Below are 19,958 nucleotides of genomic sequence, written 5' to 3'. Positions count from 1 at the left end.
AAATATAATTACCTTAGCGTGGCATGCAATCTTATGAACTAGACAAATCAGATGTTACCAGAATAAAATCCGCCCTTAATGGCAGCGATAATCAATTAGCTGTAATTTTGGATGAATATCATGCGTCCGAAATAGCCATCTTATTTGAAAGCCTGACTAAAGAGGACAGGCAGCGTATAATCAATCTGCTTCCCGTGGAAACTGCGTCCGAGATTTTTGCAGAGATGCACGAGGAAGCACACCCTGAAGAATTACTATTCCAGCTCCATCCTGATAAACGTACAGAGATTGTAGAGGAACTCGACTATGATGATGACAGATATTATCTCTCAGCTCGAAGAACATGAGCAAAAAGAGATTCTGGAAGATCTGAGTGAAGACGATGCTTCTCATATCAGGAACCTGATGCGCTATGATGAAGACACTGCCGGTGGGCTGATGAACACGGAATTTATCCGTATTCAGCTTCATTTGAAAAAGAAGGATGCTATTGACGAGATCATCAGACAAAGTGAAGAAATTGAAGAGTTCTACACGATCTTTGTTGTAGATGAGCACAATGTATTTCATGGAATTGTATCCTTAAAAGATATTATCAAAGCCAAAGGAAACGTAGAGATTACTTCATTAGTTAAATCTGATGTAGCCTGGGTAAGTCCGGATACCGATCAGGAAGAAGTAGCGAGATTAATTTCTCAATATAATATTACAAGTATTCCGGTACTGGATAATCAAATGAAATTACTTGGAAGAGTAACTTTTGATGATGTTATTGATGTCTTGGAAGATGAGAATACAGAGGATATTCTGAAAATATCAGGGGTTTCGGAAGACGAGGAACTAAGCGGTAACTGGGTCGAAGCTGTGAAATCAAGATTACCGTGGTTAATTATCAACTTAGGGACAGCTTTTCTTGCTTCGGCAGTTGTCAGACATTTTGAACCAACCATTGCTAAAATAGCGGTGCTTTCTGCTTACATGACGATTATCGCCGGGATGGGGGGAAATGCTGCCACCCAGGCATTAGCTGTGACCGTAAGGAGGATTTCTCTTTATGATCTGACCGACAATCAGGCCTATCGTACTGTATTAAAAGAATTTACAGTAGGTTTGATCAATGGTGCAGTAACCGGTTTAATTGTTTTCGTTTTTGCACTTGTATTTGACGCAAATCCATTATTGGGGCTTGTTATTTTTCTGGCGATGACGGGTAACCTGGTTATTGCAGGTGTAACAGGTGCGGGTATACCATTGATCTTGAAAAGGGTAGGCATAGATCCTGCAATTGCCTCATCAATCATCATTACGACATTTACAGATGTATTTGGGGTTTCTGCTATTACTCGGAATGGCAAGCAAACTTCTGCTTTAAAAGCTACTAATCCTCGTCCATATTTATTTGTGAAGGAGTTAGTTCATAAAGACCAAGAATGGTGTTCGCTTCATCTATGAAACGTTCTATTTGTTTGGTTCTTCTGAAATTGATCAACAACAGATACTTTGTTTTGCTTTGACCGGGCAGATCTATTAAGGCTTTTACTTCTGTATCCGTATAAATGAAGTTAGTAGATTTACGAACAATCTGAAACTGGATGAAATCTTCAAAAGAGTAAACTTTTTTGATCAGTCCTGCAAGGGTGGTATCAATAATCTGGCGATTGTTTTTATCAAAGCTAACAGAAGAGAAAAAAGCATTGACAAGCACTAAGCCTATAATAGCAGGAAAATAAGTAACCATTATTCTTTTGTAGCTGGCTCTGTCGTCCATAAAGCCGGGATGGAATAGTATAAATATGGTTAGCGCAATTAGTAGAACACCGAATATCAGGCCAGCTAATTTATTATGTGTGATCTTATAAATACCATTTTCTTCTTTAAAAAATTTAAAGTCATAGATTACCTGTTTAACATGAAGCGGACGGTTGGAGAATACCAATTCGTTGATTCTTGGTAAAACTTCCTGTTCGTAGGCAATTAGATTTGGGTTGCTCTGTTTGGAGTAACCACAAGACAAAACAATTCCTTTCCCATGTCTGTATGATTTTGTGAATGCACGGTAACTTATAGCTCCCATAGTGTCATAAGGCGTAATAGCAGCAATCTGATCAAAAGGAGTGGTACCAGTTGTTATTCCGAATATTTTAGAGGAAAGATGACGCTGATCAGCATCGAAAATCACTTTGCGCTCGCCAATAAAAAAGACTATTAAACTCATCACTATAATGAGGCCTTCATAAATCAAGACCGTATTGACATTGCCTAGTGTTTTACTTGCATAAAGAAAGGCGATGAGTGCTGTAAATACTACAAAATAAATTATACTTAATCTGCGGGCGATTCTTGCAGGGTAAATAGTTAATGTATCCGGTTCACTAATCCAAAATGTTTTTGCCATTATGTTATGATATTAATTATAATAGGATTTCGATAGCGTAAAGTTTTTCTTTATTTTTCACCTTGAACAGGCAATGTTATTTCCGGAATGCTGTACATCCCAACTTTATTCATCAGATCTATTTTTTTTGTCTTTAAATCTGTAAGAAAATTACTCACATCCTGATCATAAGCTCTGGTGCTTACACCAAACAGAAGTACTCCCTTGTGGCCTGATTTATCTTTTATCTTCTTATAGCGATAAACATTCCGTTCGATAATTGTTATTGTTTTGCCGTCAGGTGAATTTGCAGTGAGTAAAAAATCAAGCATTGTTTCGCCATCTTTATCCAACAGCTGGTAATTTACAATCGGATTATTTTCTTTTAATTTCTTTAATTCTAAAACCTTTTTACCAACAATGTCTTCCATTCTTGTTTCTCGGTAATAACATCAACTAAAATCATTGTCTTAAATTTTTCAACATGATCTCCTTTTGCGATATATTCTTGCTTATAGAAATTGTCAGCCGGGTGAGAAGTCCAGGATAAATGATAAGAGGCATGGTCAAACACGAGTGGCCCACTCAGGTTCAGATAGTCCCTGAAAGTTTGACCAGTTTGTCCGTGAACACTTGTAATGAAACAAATGGACATGATGAAAAGAGCGAAAAAACGTAGTGACTTCATGATTGTATTATTTCTGGTAAATTTAATAAAAACAGCAGATTACTATCATAAAAAGAGAATGTCGGTTTCTTTGCAAATTACCTTGCAGAAAACCGGCATTTCTTTAAAAATATTTTCCTTATACTGCGGTAACTCTTGTTTCTATATTACCTCTTGTTGCTTTTGAATAAGGACAGGCTTTATGTGCTTTATCAGCTAGTTTCTGAGTTTCCTCGTGGCTAAGCCCCGGTATATGAACATCCAGTTCTGCTGACAATACGTAAGCATTACCATCCTGGTTAAAAGAAACCTGCACATTTACTGTGGCTTCTGAAACCTCTATTCCTTCATTTTTAGCTACAGCATTTAATGCTCCAAGATAACATGGGCCCCAGGCAGCAGCAAATAATTGTTCAGGATTTGTTGCTCCTCCTTGTCCACCCATTTCTTTAGGTGTTCTGACTTCAAATTCAATAGTCCCATCACTTGATTTTATATGGCCGTCACGGCCTCCTTTAGCTAGTACTGCAGCTGTATATAACTTTTCCATGTTTAATTGTTTATAGCATTACAACAAATGTTAAAGCCTTAAGTTTTATATTTTAATCCTTTCAGATAATTTAAAGATATCATATGCTACCTTCTGAATCATATCATATTGCTCAATAATCATCATTTCATCCGGGTTGATTACTTTATTATCATCCTGTATACTCTTGATCAGTGGTACGTTACTCAATTCCCCGTCATTTTTAACCAGATATTCAGCGGAAAGGTTTAATAGATAAAGTGTGTTGTTGACGATCGGTTTTAATTCATCCGGATTACTCAATGAAAAAGAATGCTCTTTAAAATAAAGGGAAAGCGTAGCGGTATAAGAAGACAGCAAATGATTAAGTGCTGTAAACTGATGCATTTCAGTCATCAGCCGCTGCTTGCTTTTAGGCTCTGAGAACATCTTTTGAAAGATAGATGATAAATTGGCCGAGGTTACATAGATCTCTTTCCTGGCCAGCCTGTAATTGGTCAGATTGTGTTCTGTGGTTGTATACAACAGCGTGACCTGATCAAAATAAGCCATATTGGCTTTTAATGTACTGATCATTGCTTCCTTCAGGTTTTTGTTTTCCCAGTTCGGAAACAGGGTGTAACTGCCTAATAATGCAATTGCAGAGCCTATTAATGTGTCAAATATCCTTTCTCTGGCCACAGATAAACTACCCATCCCAAGGAAATCAAATAAAACCAGGATATATGGCGTCATAAACAACACACACTCACTATATAATTTTTTCTTTGAAAGCTGTATGTCCCAATCATACAGAACAACAGAATGAAAAATAGTGTATGCTTATCATGGATATAAACAAGGATGCCCATTCCGATCAGTGCACCAACAACAGTTCCTATCAAACGTTCATAATTGCGCTGTTTAGTCAGGCTGAAAGCTGGCTTGGAAATCACCAGTACGGTAAGCAGAATCCAGTAACTATGTGATGAATCCAGCATCTTAGCTACCAGATATCCAATTAGCATCGCAATAGATACACGCATGGCATGCCTGAAAGTAGAAGAACTAAAAGTCAGGTTATCAATAAATAGTTTTGTATCAAATTTCTGTCTTGTAATAAAACGCTCTGTATCTACTGCGCCAGTATTCTTTAAATTCTTTTTCTCCTTTTTATTGAAATACCCGTTAATAGTTTTAACCCTAGCTGCTATATTTTCAATATTGACTTCTATATTTTTGAGTGCAATTAACCCAAGAGTATTATATTTTACCATCGGTATTGTCTTTTTCAAGTACAGTGATCTCTTCCTTCAGCCGCTTAACATCATCTGTAAGTATTGCGGGTGGGCGGGGAGTCCCGCCAGTTTTGAGTGCAAATGCGATTTCATCCAGTTCCCATGCAATTCTTTTGATAATTTGCTCGTAACGTGATAAAATACCAGCTTTATCAAATTGGTCATGGAGTTGTTTGTAGTTATAATATGTCGACATCACCTGTTCATACAGGTCAACCATGTCGACAAAAACCAATAATAAAAACCGGCCTTCAGGAGTAGATTCCCTGACGATTTCACGTGTTTTAAAAAGAACTTCTCTTACTGCATCCTGTTTTTCATGAACAGCTACCTGAAGCTGGAGAAGTTCTGCATAATTATCATCGTAATTAGTGCTTTCGTGATAAAACTTAGCCTTTGATCTTAAAAATTCACTCACTTCGTGGATAGAATCACTAAGTGTTTGCTGAACCAGCCGGTAAGGTCTGAGGCGATAAAAGAAATAACTCAGGATCGCATACCATAAACTGCCTGAGAAAACCAGTGCTGAATAGATTAAAACATCTTTCCATGGTCGTACATCATCGATACTAAGTACCATAATGAGTAAGGTTGCTGTACCAACTAAAGCAGCTCTTGTACCATACAGAAAAAACATAGAGAACAGAAAACTGCAAACAACCAGCAGTATTGCTATAAAATATTGGTTCTTGTTCGTCAGGCCTACAATCACAGACAACACCGTAATTAATATGGTAGTTACAAGCATTGCATTTCTGCGGTGGACAATTGGCCCCGGAGTATCAACAACACTTACACATAACGCACCTAATGATAAAGTCATTCCGTACTTCAGCAGACCAAACTGAGCTAGAATTAAGGAGGGGAGCAGTACACCAAAAGTAATACGCAGCCCATCTGCAAAATAGGTGCTCAGTAAAAAAATCATGGATGCTTCTGATGGGACGATTAAACATTTACAGAGGTTAATATTTTAATTTAGCAATAATCTGACCGAAACAACTGAAATTTCGAATCAGGATCAGGAATGATGTTTTTTTAGTGCTGCAGAACAAATAAACAGCCCGATAAGAGTTAGAAAAGCTGCGAGAATAAATGGTGCTCCTGGAAAATAAACAGCATGTTTTGGACTGGTGAAATAGGCAAAAAGATTGGTCATCATTAACGGGCCAATGATCGCAGCGGCACTCATCAGTCCAGCTGTAACTCCCTGTATCTCACCTTGTGCATTTGCTTCTACATTATTGGAAATGATACCTTGCATGGCAGGGCCAAATATACCCGCCAGACCGTAAGGAAGCATAAATGCAAACATCATCCAGCCTTTTGTAGCAAAGGCAAACAGTACGAATCCGATGAAGTATAAAATCAATCCATAAAAAACAGCTTTTTCCTGTCCGATTTTAGGAATGATTATCCTGATCAATCCTCCTTGTACTATTCCAACTACAATACCTACAAAACCCAGAGAAAACCCACCCAGGCTTCATTCCATTGAAACTTTTCCATTGTATAGTAATTCCATGTGGACTGCACTGCATGAGCTGCAATATACAGAAGGAATAAAGCAGCTAAAAGACCAATTAGTTTTGGGTATTTTTTGATATGCAGCAGAGATCCAACCGGATTTGCTCTTTTCCAGTCGAAACGACGTCTGTTCTCTTTTGAAAGTGATTCTGGCAAGATAAAGTAACCATAAAGCCAGTTAATCAATGCGAGTACTGCTGATATGATGAAAGGAACTCTAAGGCCAAACTGACTAAAAACACCACCGATCACGGGTCCTACAATAAAACCTATACCAAATGCAGCGCCAATCAAACCAAAGTTCTGTGCTCTTTTTTCAGGTGTGCTTACATCGGCTATATAGGCCATAGCGGTTGTAAAACTTGCCCCCGTAATTCCCGCAAATATCCTTCCCACAAACAACCAGGAAATGGTGGGTGCGAAAGCCAGAAATATATAATCGATTACCTAAACCAAATAATGAGGCAAAAAAATGAGGCTAAAAGTACAGGTCTGCGACCAAAACGATCACTTAAGCCGCCTAAAATAGGGGCACTGATGAATTGCATTACAGAATAGGAGATAGTCAGCCAGCCGCCGTAAACAGCAGCAAGACTCAAGCCTCCGCCAGTAAGTTCTTCTATTAATTTTGGTAAAACAGGAATGATAATTCCGAATCCGGTAAAGTCAATGAGTAGTGTGATGAAAATAAATCCGATTGCGGATTTCTTCTGAGAGGCCATATGATAAATTGAACTGTAAAATTAGTTTAATTTCTTTAATTGCCACTAATTGCATATTGAATACCGCCTAATAAATGATTCAGATAGTTTTTGTCGGTATAGGATTCTTCAGTATGGCCTAATTCAGTATACCAGGCACGGCCACCATCATATTCATGGTACCAGGCCATCGGGTGCACGTCTCCATTGATGCCTCCTTTATATGATTTTTCATCGATTGTAATCAACAACACCTTAAGATCACTACTGATGTCTTTGAAATTATACCATTCATCTTTACGCTCCCATATGGCAGGCAGATGTTTCGTTGAACGATGTGACCGGTCTATTACATTTAAAGTAGCCATTTGCTGAGCAGGATGACTTACAAAATAAGCACCTACCAGTTTCCCGTACCACGCCCATGAATACTCTGTATCAGAAGCCGCATGTACACCTGCAAAACCACCACCAGATCTGATGTATTTCTCGAAACTGGCTTTCTGTTTGTCATCAAGTATATTGCCAGTAGTCTGTAAAAAAACTACTGCTGCATATTTTTTCAGTGAATCGTCATTGAAAACAGCTGCGTTTTCTGTCGTGTCCGTATCAAAGCCATTTTCTTTTCCCAATTTTATTATAGCAGCTCTTCCATTGGGAATAGCACTGTGTCTGAAACCCTGTGTTTTAGAAAATACCAGGATCCGTGGCTTAACACGTTGTCCATTATCAGCCATCATAACAAGCGGCAGCAAAAAATTAACTAAGAAATAAGGTAAGATTCTTCATAGGGGGAATATACGCTATATATTTCAGAGTTAATAATCACCTTTTATGTAAAAGAAACATTCCGGATATTTTATAATGCTTCTGTTTCAATATTAAACAGAGGGTTAGACTGTGTTCGGTGCTCTTGTGGATTTAATTTTGCTTTAACGTTTTAATAACCTTTAAATACTGTTTATTTAAAAATATTTAATTAATATTAGTCTATTAAAACCTAATATAAATCTATTAAGAACATGAAAGAACAATTCAATTTAAAGTCATTTGCAGTACTTGCAGGTGCGGGGCTTTGTTTAATGCTCCAGGTATCCTGTAAAAAGGAAGTTTCACGTGGTAATACTGCTGACAGTGCATCCGGCAAAACCGAAACGAATGCTACAAACGCTAGTTTGGTCGCTTATAAAGCTACAGCACATGAGATAGCAGTTGGTTATTACAGAACCTGGCGTGACAGGACAGTTTCGGGAAATGCTAATGATCCTATCATGACTGAGGTACCTGACAGCATAGACATTATCTGCAATTTCTCTAATTTTACATCTGCCGGTTCTTCTTACTGGACTACTTTGAAAAACACTTATATCCCTGCTTTGCATTTAAAGGGGACTAAGATCGTTAATACACAAGGTTTCCCAAATGTAGCAGATACGTCTTATACGAATCATTACACAGATAATACTGCTGGTTACGAGGCATGGGCGTTAGCGACATCCAATCAATATGCTGCAATGGGATATGATGGTATTGACTTTGATGTTGAATATAACCCGACAGGTGCTAAATTAACCACCCAGGCTGGGATGGTTAAAGCGTTGAGCAAATACTTCGGTCCTAAATCCGGTACTGGTAAATTATTGATTTTTGATACCAATCAGAGCGGTACAAATAATCTTTTCAGACAAGTGAATACTTATATTGATTATTTATTCCTGCAAGCTTATGGTCGTGGAACAAGCGGGATGCAAAGTACATGGATTCATTTTCTCCATATATTCAATCAAAACAATTTGTAATCGGCTTCTCTTTTTACGAGGAAAATGGTTATCCGAGCAACTACTGGGATGATGTGACTTACCCTCGTAATGGCAAAGGCCGTGCTTATGACTATGCTAAATGGGAGCCAACTACCGGTAAAAAAGGTGGGGTGCTTTCTTATGCAATTGACAGAGATGCGCCATTGACCTCATTACATGATAACAATATTGTGAAACCTGATTTCAAAGTAACTAAAGACCTGATTAAGATTATGAATCCATAATACAGGTATTTTTAATACTCATAAAATGCTGTATCATAAGATACAGCATTTTTGATATAAAGTAATTATTAACTAGTCTTTAAGTGCCAGGCTTTCGGTTTGGTAAAGGCACGCAAGCCCTGATGAGACAAGGTTGCTCCAATTCCAGAATGTTTTCTTCCGCTCCAGGGAACTCCGGCGCTTACCCGGTCACAACAATTCCAATATCCAGTATCCAGTACCTGAGTCAATCTGTGAAAGAATTAACTTTGCGCGATCAAAGTTGTCTGTATAAACGGCTGCTGTTAAGCCATACTCGGTCTCTTGCATCAGTCTGATGGCCTCTGCGTCATCTTTCACCTTCATAATGCCTATAATGGGCCCAAAACTCTCTTCCTGCATAACTTTCATTCCATTAGACACATTCACCAGAACAGTAGGTTCAAAATTATACCCTTTACCAGCTATGCGTTTTCCGCCATTCAATAACACAGCGCCATTACTTAAAGCATCCTTAACTTGTTCTTCCAGGACATTGAGTTGTTCCTTTCTTGTTAAGGCACCAATATAAACTCCTTCTTCAGTTGGAATTCCTATCTTCCATGATTTCACCTCTTTAGTGAAATAAGAAACGTAGTCGTCATAAACATTTTCATGAACATAGATACGTTCTACCGCACAGCAGCTCTGTCCATTGTTATAGAAAGCCCCGTCGGCAGTTCCGGCAGCAACAGTAGTGATGTCTTTAACATCATCAGCGACATATAAAGGATCTTTTCCGCCTAACTCAAGCTGACACGGAACCATTTTTGCAGCAACTCTTTGATAGATGTGCTGACCTGTACGATAGGAGCCTGTGAAAAAGTATCCGTCAAAATTCAGGTCCATTAACAACTCGCCAGTTTCTCTTGCGCCTAAAGCAATTTGAAAAACCCCGTCAGGTACGCCGGCCTGTTTAAGCAGTCTTTCAATCTCTAATCCAGTAAGTGAAGCGTATTCAGAAGGCTTATACATTACCGCATTGCCAGCGAGTAATGCGGGTATAAAAACATTCACACCAACCAGATAGGGGTAGTTCCATGCAGAAATATTACAGATAATCCCAAGTGGGTCATATGAAATTAATTCCTTTAGTTCTTCTGTGTTAACTATTTGTTCATCAGAAAGATATTTTTCTGAATTGTTGCACATCCATTGAATTCTTATCCTGGCGCCATTGATCTCGTTACGGGATTGCTGTAAAAGTTTTCCAACCTCAGAAGTAAGTACCCTGGCAAGAGTCTCTTTTTCAGTTTCCAGCAAATTATAGAATTTTTGGATAACCCCTATGCGCGCTGCAAGATCTTGTCTAGCCCAGTCTTTTTGCGCGTTTTTAAGGATCTCCATTTTTTGATCCAGTGAAGCCTTGTTGTCTTCCTGTAATATTGCAATTATTTCTTCTGTAGCTGGATTTACTATATTCATTTTTCATGTTTTTTCACTTCCTCAATAAACCTCTTCTTTATTTTTTGAGACAGTGGATTTACTTCCTTTTCTTTCATTCTTTCAGGGTGCCATTGCACTGCGAGCATAAAAGATTTATCTGTTTTGTCTTTAAATTCCAGACCTTCAATGAGTTGGTCGGCGGTATCAGAGTAAGAATTAGATATTAAATTAATGCTTAAGTTGTTTTCTGTAACTCCTTGATGATGTGCACTATTGACTGTTCCTTTTTTAGCTCCGATTATAGCGTATAACATAGAGTTATGATGACCTATATTGACCTGATGAACCTTATCCTGAGCCTCTTTTTTATGTATTTGATTTGCTTCTCCAATGTCTTCCAGAACTTTTCCGCCTTCTAGTATATTGATGTATTGCATACCTCTGCAAATTCCTAAAACTGGTATTTTGTTCGCTTGTGAATATTCATAAATCAGCTTTTCAAATTCATCTCTTTCAGGTAAAAATGCATCTGGTTTGTGTGGGTAGTTTTCAGGCCCTTCATAATAAGAAGGTGCTACATCAATTCCTCCGGTCAGAAGAAAACCATCACAACTCTGGATGTCTTCCACATTGTTTTTTTCGAAGGATAATTCGATAAGCTCCATATCATCACCCAGGTCAGCTGCCGTAAACCAGTTCCAGTAGTTCTGGAAGTTAGTCTCTGTATAACTTATTCCGATCTTTTTCTTCATTAGCTTAAAATGCTTTTAAATACAGCTGTTTAAAATCCTCTCTGGTTACCGGTTTTGGATTATTGGGATGTGCAAAATCAGCCAGAGCCAAATCAGAAAGCGTCTCAATGTGTTCTGGTTTCACACCAATCTCACTTAACGAATGTGGGATATTCACTTTTGAGTTCAAATCAGATAAATACCTGACTACCGCTTCGCCTGTTTCGTTCTTCAATTCCAAAGTCCGGGCAATACGCCTGAACCGGTCTTCAAAACCAGCAATATTAAACTCCATACCGTAAGGCAGATTAACCGCGTTGGCTAACCCGTGATGGGTATCAAGCAAAGAAGAAAGCGGATGAGCCAGGGAATGTACCACACCTAAGCCCTTTTGGAAAGCAATAGCACCCATCATAGAGGCCATCAGCATTTTACTTCTGCTTTCCAGATCAGGGTGATTAGTAGCTCTTTCAATGGCGTCTTTAATCAGGTAAATACCTTCAAGAGCTATTCCGTCACATAAAGGATGTGGATTTTTAGCTAAAAATGCTTCCAGGTTATGCGTCAGTGCATCCATTCCGGTAGCAGCAGTAATAAAAGGAGGTAAATCCATTGTGAGTACCGGATCAGCAAACACAACTTTCGCCATTAGTTTGGGAGAGAACAGGATTTTCTTCTGATGTGTTTCATCATCAGCAATAATAGCACTCCGGCCAACCTCACTGCCTGTTCCTGCGGTAGTCGGAACAGCAATAAAATGAGGGACGTCATTTGTTACATAGACATCTCCACCAATTAAATCATCATATTTAAATAAATCTTCCCTGTGATTTACACGCAGAACGATAGCACGTGCTACATCTAAAGCCGCTCCGCCACCAATTCCAATGATACTATCCCTTGATGTATTGTCCCATAATTCGGTTCCCTTATAGACATCACTTTTTACCGGGTTCTTATGAATATCACTGAATACCTCTACAGAGATATGTTGTGTGTTTTTAAATCGGCCACAATTGACTTGAAAAATGGCAAGCTAGCTATGGTCGGATCAGTCACGATCATAGGGCGTTTTTTTAAACTGTTTTTTTGAAGGTAAGCAGGTAATTCTTTGATCGCACCTGCACCAAACCGAATGATTGTAGGAAAGTTATACTGATAAACTTTATCAAATGTCATAGCTATAATCGTTTAAATAATTTCAAAATATCTTTTAAGTTCCCAGTCCGTTACTGCTTTAGCGTATTGTTTCCATTCCCATTCTCTTGTTAAGGTAAAATGCTCTACAAACTGTTCTCCGAATAATTCTTTAGCAATGGCCGATTTTCTCATCAGCTGAGTGGCTTCGTGTAAGTTATGAGGTAATACCCCGTTAGAGATATCCTGATAACCATTGCCTTTGGTTGCTGGCTGTGTAAGTTTCATCTGGTGTTTTATTCCATATAAGCCAGCAGCAAGACAGGCAGATAAAGCGAGGTAAGGGTTTGTATCCGATCCAACAACCCTTGTTTCTAACCTTGTCGCTTTTTTACTTCCTGGTAAAGCTCTTAGCGCAACCGTTCTGTTGTCAATTCCCCAGGTTAATGTAGTCGGAGCCCATGCGCCCTCCACAAGTCTTTTATAACTGTTAACGGTAGGTGCGATCATTGGTAAAATATGCGGCAGACAATAAAGCTGTCCGGCTATATAGCTTTTCATCAGGTCACTCATCTGATCGGGATCATTTTCCTCATAAAACAGGTTCTTCCCGGCTTCTTTATCCCACAAACTCTGATGCACATGTCCGCTGCATCCCGGTAGGTTCTCACTGAATTTGGCCATAAAAGTTGCCATGATCCCATGTTTATAAGCGATTTCCTTGACCGCTGTTTTAAATAAGACTGCCTGGTCTGCCGCTTGCAAAACCGGGGCATATTTAATTGCAGCTTCATAAACGCCAGGGCCTGTTTCCGTATGTAAACCTTCGATAGGTATATCAAACCTGCACAGTAAATCAAACAGTTCACTCATGTAATCATTTCTCAGAGAACTGCGCAGAATCGAATAGCCAAACATTCCCGGGGTTAAAGGTGTAAGCTGATGAAAGCCTTTTTCATGTGCACTCTGAGGTGTTTCTGCAAAGTTGAACCATTCAAATTCCTGTGAAAAATAAGGTAAAAACCCGCTCTGTTCTGTTTCAGCTAAAACTTTACGAAGCAATTGCCGCGGACAAGTATAAGCTGGTACCTCGTTTTCATTGACAAAATCACCAAGAAAAAATGGTACATCATTTTCCCATGGAATTTTACGGAAGGTACTGAAGTCGAGTTTAACCAAAGCATCAGGATAGCCAGTGTGCCATCCGGTAAATTTCACGTTATCATAAGCCACATCACCCATATCCCATCCAAATGTGACATCACAGAAGCCCAGCCGGCCTTCAACTATGGAAGTAAATTTTTCAGCAGCTATGTATTTACCCCTTAAAACACCGTCTATGTCGGCAACGGCTACTTTTACTTTTCCCGAAGGATGTTGTTTTACATACGCTAATATTTCTTGAACTGTCATTGGGCAGATGGTTTAAAAGTTCGGTACAACAAAAAAGTTACGGCCAATATGGAAAAATAGATCAGCCCTAATTTTAAATTAAAGATTAACATCGCTATGATCGATATGGTAGCTATCAGCAGGGAGATTATCGGAAATAAGGGATAAAAGGGTACACGAAAAGGGCGGTGCAGTTCAGGTTCCTGTTTTCTTAAAAGAAGGATAGACGCCATAGAAATAATATATAGCGTTAAGGCTCCAAAAACAGAAATTACTATGATCTCTGAGGTTTTGCCAGATAACAGGGCGAAAATTCCGATAATCATATTCCCGAATAAAGCATTTGCCGGAGTTTGAAAACGCGGAGATATCTTTCCCAGAATAGAAGGGATATTCCGGGCCCGGCCCATTTCATAAGTTGAGCGTCCGGCAGCAAGGATTAATCCATGAAAAGAGGCTACAAGACCAAATAAACCCACCGTAATCAATAAGTGATACATCAGGTGATTGCTGCCGGTTATTTTTGCCAGGGCTAAAGGAAGGGGAGAATCTGATGTTTCACCACTATGCCGTTTTTATATACAATTGCTTCCCAGCCAGCAATACCTGTGGCCGCGATAAATATCAATACACATAAGACGACCAGTGTAAATATAGCCCATCCAAATCCTTTACTAATATCCCGTTGTGGGTTCTTGGTTTCTTCGGCTACGTTTGCTAGGCCCTCAATTCCCAGGAAAAACCAGATGGCAAAAGGAATAGCTGCAAATACACCGTTCCAGCCATTAGGGAAGGAATTATGTGTCAGGTTTGCTACCTCTAATTTGGGTAAAGCCAGGCCTGAAAACAGTAATAACTCACCAACCGCTAATACAGTGACGATGACTTCAAACGAAGCTGCTGCTTTAATACCGTAGATGTTTAGTCCTGTAAATACAAAGTAGATTACTATTGCGCTTGTCAATATAGGGACTTGCGGAAAAAATGCGTTAAAATAAGCCCCAATGGCAAAAGCAATTGCAGGTGGTGCCAGTATAAACTCTACAATCTGGGCTATACCAGCTATAAAGCCAATGTTTTTACCCATTGCTCTATTGGCATAGTCAAATACGCCGCCTGCTTTAGGAATTGCACAGGCCAGTTCCGTATAGCTAAAAGTAAAAGTGACATACATTATTGCAATAGCGATAGTAGCTATAGCCATACCGCCTGTACCACCTTTTTCAAGACCAAGATTCCAGCCGAAATACATGCCTGAAATTACATAACCCACTCCGAGTCCCCAAAGCATAAACGGAGTTAGTGTTTTCCTTAAACCCTTATTTTCTGTCATTTATGCCTCAATTACTACGGTACTAAATATAAGATAAACTAATTTAAAAACGTATTGGCAGAAAAAAAAACAAAGGGTAGTGTGTCTTGAGTATAGATGTTACTTGTGTTTCTATAAAAGAAAAATCAATAGCGGTTATTCTTTGCGAAACATGCTATGGAATACATTTCACCCTCAAAAAAATAAATAAAATAGTAATAATTTCAAATAAAGGAAAGAGGGGACAGTCCATTTTCTTCGCAGTTTTATTCTGAAAAATATAAAGTGTCAAAAATACACAACTCTTTCCTTTGAAAACTGCTTTTTTATATTCAAAAAGGCACATAATTGTCATTTTAAAGGCTGTTTTATCGTATTAGCAATATTTCTGTTCACCACGTAAATAGGTATGTTTCGTCAAATAAATTATGATCTTAAATTATAATTATGAAAGTTTATACACTTATTATTTAAATATTTTGAATCAATTTAAATCAAAAGGATAAATATATATGATTGTTTTCATGCTATTGATGGATGTATGATTTGATTTTTCTTTTAATGATTAAAGTTGTCAAAATATTAAATGTATATAATAAATATACAGGAAACAAAGATTGAAAACTTGCAAAATAAAAACTAAATATAAACGATGGCCGATAACATTAAATTCATTAAAGGTGAAGGTATTCGCCTTTACACCCCCGAAAACGAAGAGTATATTGATGCTGTTTCCGGAACTTTCAATATTTCTCTGGGATATAGTCATCCAGAACTTGTAGATGCACTAAAAAAGCAGGTAGAAGACTTGATTCATGTATCTTCTTCCTTTACCGGTGAGCTGGCCCAGGAAGTACTAGACTCTATTCTTGATGAAGCACCAGAACATATTACTGATGGATGGATGCGCGATATCATTGGATCTACAGCAAATGAAGGAGCTGTGAAAATTGCCAATAAATTTAACGGTAAAAGTGAAGTTTTGAGTGTTTCGCTTTCTCATCACGGACAGACGCTTTTTACCACTAATATCTCAGGAAATTCCTTCAGGAGAAAATCTTTTTCTAATACAATCTCAACCAACAATGCTGTTATTCCAGCTCCGTATTGTTACCGCTGTCCTTTTTCGGCTAAAGGCCCGGATTGTGGTTATCTGTGCGCAGAAGCAATACATGATTATGCACAATATGGTAGTTCTGGTGGGGTATCCTGTATGATTATAGAGCCGATCCTGGGTAATGGTGGCAATATCATACCTCCGGATGGCTATTTCAAAAAAGTAAGAGAGATATGCGATGAACTGGATATCACATTGATAGCAGATGAAGTGCAAACAGGAATCGGTAGAACTGGTCATATGTTCGCTAGTGAATACTACGATATTAAACCTGATATTATTACTCTTGCAAAAGGTTTAGGTGGTATTGGTATCCCTGCCGCTGCAATTCTCTATAAAAAAGAATACGCTGTACTGGAGAAATTTGAGCACTCTTATACCTCGGGAGGTAATTTACTTTCACTGACCGCTTCGCAAAAAACAATGGAGGTCGTTTCCAGAGATGGTTTTCTGGAAAACGTACGTGTTTCCGGAAAGATCCTGGGCGATTTCCTGTATAAGCTCAAAGAAAACTATGGCCATGTTATTGGAGATGTGCGCGGCATAGGTTATATGTGGGGCCTGGAAATCGTTGACAAAGACGGTGTGCCTGATGTTGATCTTGCTAATAAAATTGTTGATGTGGCCTTATCTGAGCACAAAATGATACTTAGAGGATCACGCTATGGGTTTGGTAACGTCGTGAAAGTACGCCCTGCGCTTACCGCAACACAAGATGATATTGAAGAAATCTATTTTCGCTTAAACAAAATATTCAGCCAACTATAAAATGAAAGCAATTGTATATAACGGAGCCTGGGATATCCAGATCAAAGATAAAGCAGAGCCATCAATTACAGCAGCCGACGAAGTCATTGTCGAAATTAAAGCCACAGGGATTTGTGGAACAGACCTGAGCATTATTTCTGGTGAATATCAGGCGAGCCCGCGTGTAATTATTGGCCATGAATCAGCAGGGATTATCGTTGCCAAAGGCGATGGCGTAGAAAACTGTACTGTAGGCCAGCGTGTAATTATTGATCCGACTTATTATTGTGGTTACTGTGAAAATTGCCGTAAAGGCCTTCGTAATCACTGTTTGTTGAAATCAAGTACAGAAGCAGGTGTATCGATAGACGGCACTTTTACCAAATACTTAAGACCACTAAACAGTTTATTTATCCTTTGCATGATCATATCCCTTTTGAGCACGGTGCAATGTCTGAACCGCTTAGTTGTGTGTTGACTGCGGTAAAAAAACTAGCTGTAACTCCATTTATGCGTACTGCGATATTAGGCGGAGGGCCAATTGGTTTATTGTTTTATATAGCGCTAACCCAGCATGGTATACAGGAAGGCGTAGTATACGAAGCCTCCCGTGACCGGATTAAACTCATTGAAGAAAATAACGTGCTGTCAAAAAAATGGAAGGTAGAGCCTGCTTTTATTCCACAGAAAAACCAGTACGACCTGATCATTGATACTACCGGGACCTTATTGGAAAAATCAATGCAAGCTATAGCCGACGGAGGCAAGATCTGTATGATGGGCCTGCGTAATAATCAGCAGACTATCAATCCAAGAGAAATTGCCGACCGCAGTATTTCTATTATCGGATCTATTGATTCAATGGATACGTTCAGACATGCTGTAGACCCTGATTAATAAAGGTGATTTAGGGCTGGAAAAAATCATCACTAACGAATACAATCTGAATGATTTTGAAGCCGCAATTAGGGATCTGGGCTGTGATGTTATTAAACGTGAGCGAAGTAATAACATTTCGAGCCTTAAATCGGTCATCAGAATCTAGGAAGATGTTAAGAGTAATTTTGTTTATTAATACCTGACCCAATTAAAATACACCCATGAGATACATCATTTTTGATATAGACGGAACATTGACAGATACAACTGAAGTAGATGATCACTGTTTTACAAAAGCATTAGAAAACACTTTTAACTTCAGTGGTTTTGAGACAGATTATGGACATTATGAAAACACAACAGATTCTGGTATTATTCATCAGTTATTTATGGAGCGCGAACAGCGTACCTATACGGAAGAAGAAAGAGAACGTTTTATTTATAATTTCTGTACATTGTTAAAAGAAGCTTATAGAGAGCGAAACGACTGCATGAAAGAAATACCCAAAGCGGGTAAAATATTGAATGCCTTATGCGGACAGGAAGGAATCAGTGTCGGTCTGGCCACTGGTGGCTGGAGAGAATCAGCCCTATTTAAACTGAGTTGTGCTGGTATAACAACTGCTGCATGTGCAGCCGCATCGTTTGCGCAGGATGCAAGGGCCAGACGTGACATTATAGGGAACACCATACTGAAGATGAATAAATTGCATCAGATTGATATGCCTTTATCCGAAATTATTTATGTTGGAGATGGTAAATGGGATTATCAGGCTACACAACAACTAGGTATACAATTTATTGGAATTGAAAACAAGAAATTAGAAGATCTGGCAGACATCGTCAAGATTGCAGATTACGACGAATTGCACTTGCACCTGGCATAAAACAAACATTGTATGTTATCTATTGATAAAAAACGATCACATCGTATTGCTACCAGTATCTTCTTTTTTATTGCTGGCCTGACTTATTCCAGCTGGGCATGCCGTATTCATGATATTAAATCTTTTCTATACGTTAAATGACGCGGAACTTGGAAGTGTATTGTTCGCCTTACCAATAGGTTTGATGATCAGTTTGCCTATATCCGGATGGATGGTAACCAGGTTTACGAGCCGTAAAGTTCTGATTGCAGCTGGTCTGCTATTTCCATTCATGCTTTGTATGATTGGATTGACTGCTCATATCTGGCAGCTCGTGATTGTCCTGTTTCTATTTGGGTTCTTAAACAATGTTTTTGAGATCGCGATGAATACACAGGCGGTGGGGATAGAGGAGTTGTATAAACGATCAATTATGGCCTCTTTTCATGGATTATGGAGTCTGGCAGGTTTTACTGGTGTGGCAATTGGCACTTTAGCCATAGCTTTAAAATGGTCTTTCTGGGTACATTTTACTCTTGTGGGGATACTCTGCTGGATATTGGTTATTTATTCGTGGCGGTATTTGTTGCGGGAGGACGGAGTATCAGAATCACAGCCTTTATTTGCCAAACCAGACAGTAATATTCTCAAATTGGGCTTTATCGCCTTTGCGAGTTTGATTACTGAGGGAACTATGTTTGATTGGAGTGGCGTTTATTTTAAAACAGTAGTGACTGTACCAGAAGCTTTAACAACGATGGGCTCTATTGCTTTTATGGCTACAATGGCGGGCGGGCGTTTTGCTGCCGACCGGTTTGTGACCCGGTTTGGAATTAGCCGGATATTACAATGCAGCGGTATCGTTAGTACAGGCGGGCTTTTGCTGGCGGTGATGTTTCCAAATATCTACACGGCTACAATAGGTTTTCTACTGGTAGGGATTGGTGTCTCGTCCGTAGTCCCACTGGTACTTGCACTTGCGGGGAAATCTAAAACATTACCACCGGGAATAGCCATAGCAGCTGTCTCCACGGTTGGTTTTCTCGGTTTCCTGATTGGACCGCCAATGATTGGTTTTATTGCACAGGCGACTAATCTCCGCTGGTCATTTTTATTAATTGCAGTGCTTGGCTGGGAACGACATTTCTTGCTTCCCAGATTAAAAAGATGGTTTAAAACGCCAAAAATATCGGGGTCAATGAGCTTTAAACCAGTTGGTTAGTTAAATTAACACTAGTTTGTTGTTGGCTAACT

At 38.9% G+C, this 19,958-nt stretch carries 25 protein-coding genes and 2 pseudogenes; 8 read left to right on the top strand and 19 right to left on the bottom strand.

Annotated elements, in window-relative coordinates:
* Positions 1-23: 23 nt before the first annotated feature.
* Together ACWYN3_RS09270 and mgtE are read left to right on the top strand one after the other, a co-directional pair.
* Positions 24-347 carry a magnesium transporter MgtE N-terminal domain-containing protein gene (locus ACWYN3_RS09270; RefSeq protein ID WP_456220894.1) on the top strand — a complete coding sequence of 108 codons (324 nt, stop codon included), beginning with the start codon at positions 24-26 and terminating at the stop codon, positions 345-347.
* Positions 307-1,452, top strand: a complete 1,146-nt coding sequence (mgtE, locus tag ACWYN3_RS09265; RefSeq protein ID WP_456220893.1) for a magnesium transporter — start codon at positions 307-309, stop codon at positions 1,450-1,452. Before ACWYN3_RS09270 ends, mgtE begins: the two co-directional genes overlap by 41 nt.
* Here the strand turns inward: mgtE and ACWYN3_RS09260 are convergent.
* The 11 genes from ACWYN3_RS09260 to ACWYN3_RS09210 form a co-directional block, all read right to left on the bottom strand.
* Positions 1,379-2,395 (bottom strand): hypothetical protein, encoded by a 1,017-nt coding sequence (locus tag ACWYN3_RS09260; protein WP_456220892.1) that lies wholly within the window; start codon positions 2,393-2,395, stop codon positions 1,379-1,381. The genes mgtE and ACWYN3_RS09260 overlap by 74 nt on opposite strands.
* A 50-nt stretch (positions 2,396-2,445) precedes the next feature.
* A complete protein-coding gene (locus ACWYN3_RS09255) occupies positions 2,446-2,805 on the bottom strand; it encodes a hypothetical protein (RefSeq protein ID WP_456220891.1) in 360 nt (119 codons plus the stop codon).
* Complete coding sequence (locus ACWYN3_RS09250; RefSeq protein ID WP_456220890.1) at positions 2,775-3,062, bottom strand: hypothetical protein; 288 nt, start codon at positions 3,060-3,062, stop codon at positions 2,775-2,777. Before ACWYN3_RS09250 ends, ACWYN3_RS09255 begins: the two co-directional genes overlap by 31 nt.
* A gap of 118 nt (positions 3,063-3,180) precedes the next feature.
* A complete protein-coding gene (locus ACWYN3_RS09245) occupies positions 3,181-3,591 on the bottom strand; it encodes an organic hydroperoxide resistance protein (protein ID WP_183883923.1) in 411 nt (136 codons plus the stop codon).
* 45 nt (positions 3,592-3,636) lie between these two features.
* On the bottom strand, positions 3,637-4,305 hold the full coding sequence (locus tag ACWYN3_RS09240; RefSeq protein WP_456220889.1) for an FUSC family protein: 669 nt from the start codon (positions 4,303-4,305) through the stop codon (positions 3,637-3,639).
* Positions 4,302-4,826: an FUSC family protein gene (locus ACWYN3_RS09235; protein ID WP_456220888.1), complete on the bottom strand. Its 525-nt coding sequence runs from the start codon at positions 4,824-4,826 to the stop codon at positions 4,302-4,304. The genes ACWYN3_RS09240 and ACWYN3_RS09235 overlap by 4 nt, the downstream gene beginning before the upstream one ends.
* The gene (locus tag ACWYN3_RS09230) at positions 4,813-5,775 is read right to left on the bottom strand and encodes an FUSC family membrane protein (RefSeq protein ID WP_456220887.1); all 963 of its coding nucleotides are present in this window, start codon (positions 5,773-5,775) and stop codon (positions 4,813-4,815) included. Before ACWYN3_RS09230 ends, ACWYN3_RS09235 begins: the two co-directional genes overlap by 14 nt.
* 93 nt (positions 5,776-5,868) lie before the next feature.
* Positions 5,869-6,273, bottom strand: a complete 405-nt coding sequence (locus ACWYN3_RS09225) for an MFS transporter (RefSeq protein WP_456220886.1) — start codon at positions 6,271-6,273, stop codon at positions 5,869-5,871.
* A gap of 29 nt (positions 6,274-6,302) precedes the next feature.
* On the bottom strand, positions 6,303-6,770 hold the full coding sequence (locus ACWYN3_RS09220; protein ID WP_456220885.1) for an MFS transporter: 468 nt from the start codon (positions 6,768-6,770) through the stop codon (positions 6,303-6,305).
* Positions 6,771-6,817: 47 nt separating this feature from the next.
* A complete protein-coding gene (locus tag ACWYN3_RS09215; protein ID WP_456220884.1) occupies positions 6,818-7,096 on the bottom strand; it encodes an MFS transporter in 279 nt (92 codons plus the stop codon).
* Between the two features lie 35 nt (positions 7,097-7,131).
* A complete protein-coding gene (locus tag ACWYN3_RS09210) occupies positions 7,132-7,815 on the bottom strand; it encodes a ThuA domain-containing protein (protein ID WP_456220883.1) in 684 nt (227 codons plus the stop codon).
* Between the two features lie 282 nt (positions 7,816-8,097).
* Here ACWYN3_RS09210 and ACWYN3_RS09205 point away from each other — a divergent pair.
* Positions 8,098-9,119 (top strand): annotated as a pseudogene (locus ACWYN3_RS09205) (glycoside hydrolase family 18).
* 189 nt (positions 9,120-9,308) lie between these two features.
* Here the strand turns inward: ACWYN3_RS09205 and ACWYN3_RS09200 are convergent.
* The 8 genes and pseudogenes from ACWYN3_RS09200 to ACWYN3_RS09165 form a co-directional block, all read right to left on the bottom strand.
* On the bottom strand, positions 9,309-10,562 hold the full coding sequence (locus ACWYN3_RS09200; protein WP_456220882.1) for an aldehyde dehydrogenase family protein: 1,254 nt from the start codon (positions 10,560-10,562) through the stop codon (positions 9,309-9,311).
* Positions 10,559-11,275, bottom strand: coding sequence for a gamma-glutamyl-gamma-aminobutyrate hydrolase family protein (locus ACWYN3_RS09195; RefSeq protein ID WP_456220881.1), 717 nt, complete (start codon positions 11,273-11,275; stop codon positions 10,559-10,561). The genes ACWYN3_RS09200 and ACWYN3_RS09195 overlap by 4 nt, the downstream gene beginning before the upstream one ends.
* 4 nt (positions 11,276-11,279) lie before the next feature.
* A complete protein-coding gene (locus ACWYN3_RS09190) occupies positions 11,280-11,903 on the bottom strand; it encodes a hypothetical protein (RefSeq protein WP_456220880.1) in 624 nt (207 codons plus the stop codon).
* 33 nt (positions 11,904-11,936) lie between these two features.
* Positions 11,937-12,218: pseudogene (locus tag ACWYN3_RS09185) on the bottom strand (iron-containing alcohol dehydrogenase); the annotation flags it as partial.
* 14 nt (positions 12,219-12,232) lie between these two features.
* Positions 12,233-12,433, bottom strand: coding sequence for an iron-containing alcohol dehydrogenase (locus ACWYN3_RS09180; protein ID WP_456220879.1), 201 nt, complete (start codon positions 12,431-12,433; stop codon positions 12,233-12,235).
* 12 nt (positions 12,434-12,445) lie between these two features.
* On the bottom strand, positions 12,446-13,804 hold the full coding sequence (locus ACWYN3_RS09175) for a glutamine synthetase family protein (RefSeq protein ID WP_456220878.1): 1,359 nt from the start codon (positions 13,802-13,804) through the stop codon (positions 12,446-12,448).
* Positions 13,801-14,283 (bottom strand): amino acid permease, encoded by a 483-nt coding sequence (locus tag ACWYN3_RS09170; protein ID WP_456220877.1) that lies wholly within the window; start codon positions 14,281-14,283, stop codon positions 13,801-13,803. The genes ACWYN3_RS09175 and ACWYN3_RS09170 overlap by 4 nt, the downstream gene beginning before the upstream one ends.
* A 32-nt stretch (positions 14,284-14,315) precedes the next feature.
* Entirely contained in the window at positions 14,316-15,116 is an 801-nt protein-coding gene (locus ACWYN3_RS09165) for an amino acid permease (protein WP_456220876.1), read from the bottom strand.
* Positions 15,117-15,747: 631 nt separating this feature from the next.
* Between ACWYN3_RS09165 and ACWYN3_RS09160 the strand changes: the two genes are divergently transcribed.
* From ACWYN3_RS09160 to ACWYN3_RS09140, 5 genes are all read left to right on the top strand, one after another.
* Complete coding sequence (locus ACWYN3_RS09160; protein WP_456220875.1) at positions 15,748-16,980, top strand: aspartate aminotransferase family protein; 1,233 nt, start codon at positions 15,748-15,750, stop codon at positions 16,978-16,980.
* A 1-nt stretch (position 16,981) separates the two neighbouring features.
* A complete protein-coding gene (locus tag ACWYN3_RS09155) occupies positions 16,982-17,437 on the top strand; it encodes an alcohol dehydrogenase catalytic domain-containing protein (protein ID WP_456220874.1) in 456 nt (151 codons plus the stop codon).
* Positions 17,434-17,856, top strand: coding sequence for a zinc-binding dehydrogenase (locus ACWYN3_RS09150; protein ID WP_456220873.1), 423 nt, complete (start codon positions 17,434-17,436; stop codon positions 17,854-17,856). The genes ACWYN3_RS09155 and ACWYN3_RS09150 overlap by 4 nt, the downstream gene beginning before the upstream one ends.
* A 203-nt stretch (positions 17,857-18,059) precedes the next feature.
* A complete protein-coding gene (locus ACWYN3_RS09145; RefSeq protein ID WP_456220872.1) occupies positions 18,060-18,725 on the top strand; it encodes an HAD family hydrolase in 666 nt (221 codons plus the stop codon).
* A 109-nt stretch (positions 18,726-18,834) separates the two neighbouring features.
* Positions 18,835-19,926, top strand: coding sequence for an MFS transporter (locus tag ACWYN3_RS09140; RefSeq protein ID WP_456220871.1), 1,092 nt, complete (start codon positions 18,835-18,837; stop codon positions 19,924-19,926).
* Positions 19,927-19,958 lie beyond the last annotated feature (32 nt).

This window comes from Pedobacter sp. NJ-S-72 (genome assembly GCF_053890575.1).
This window is presented reverse-complemented; position numbering and strand designations above follow the sequence as displayed.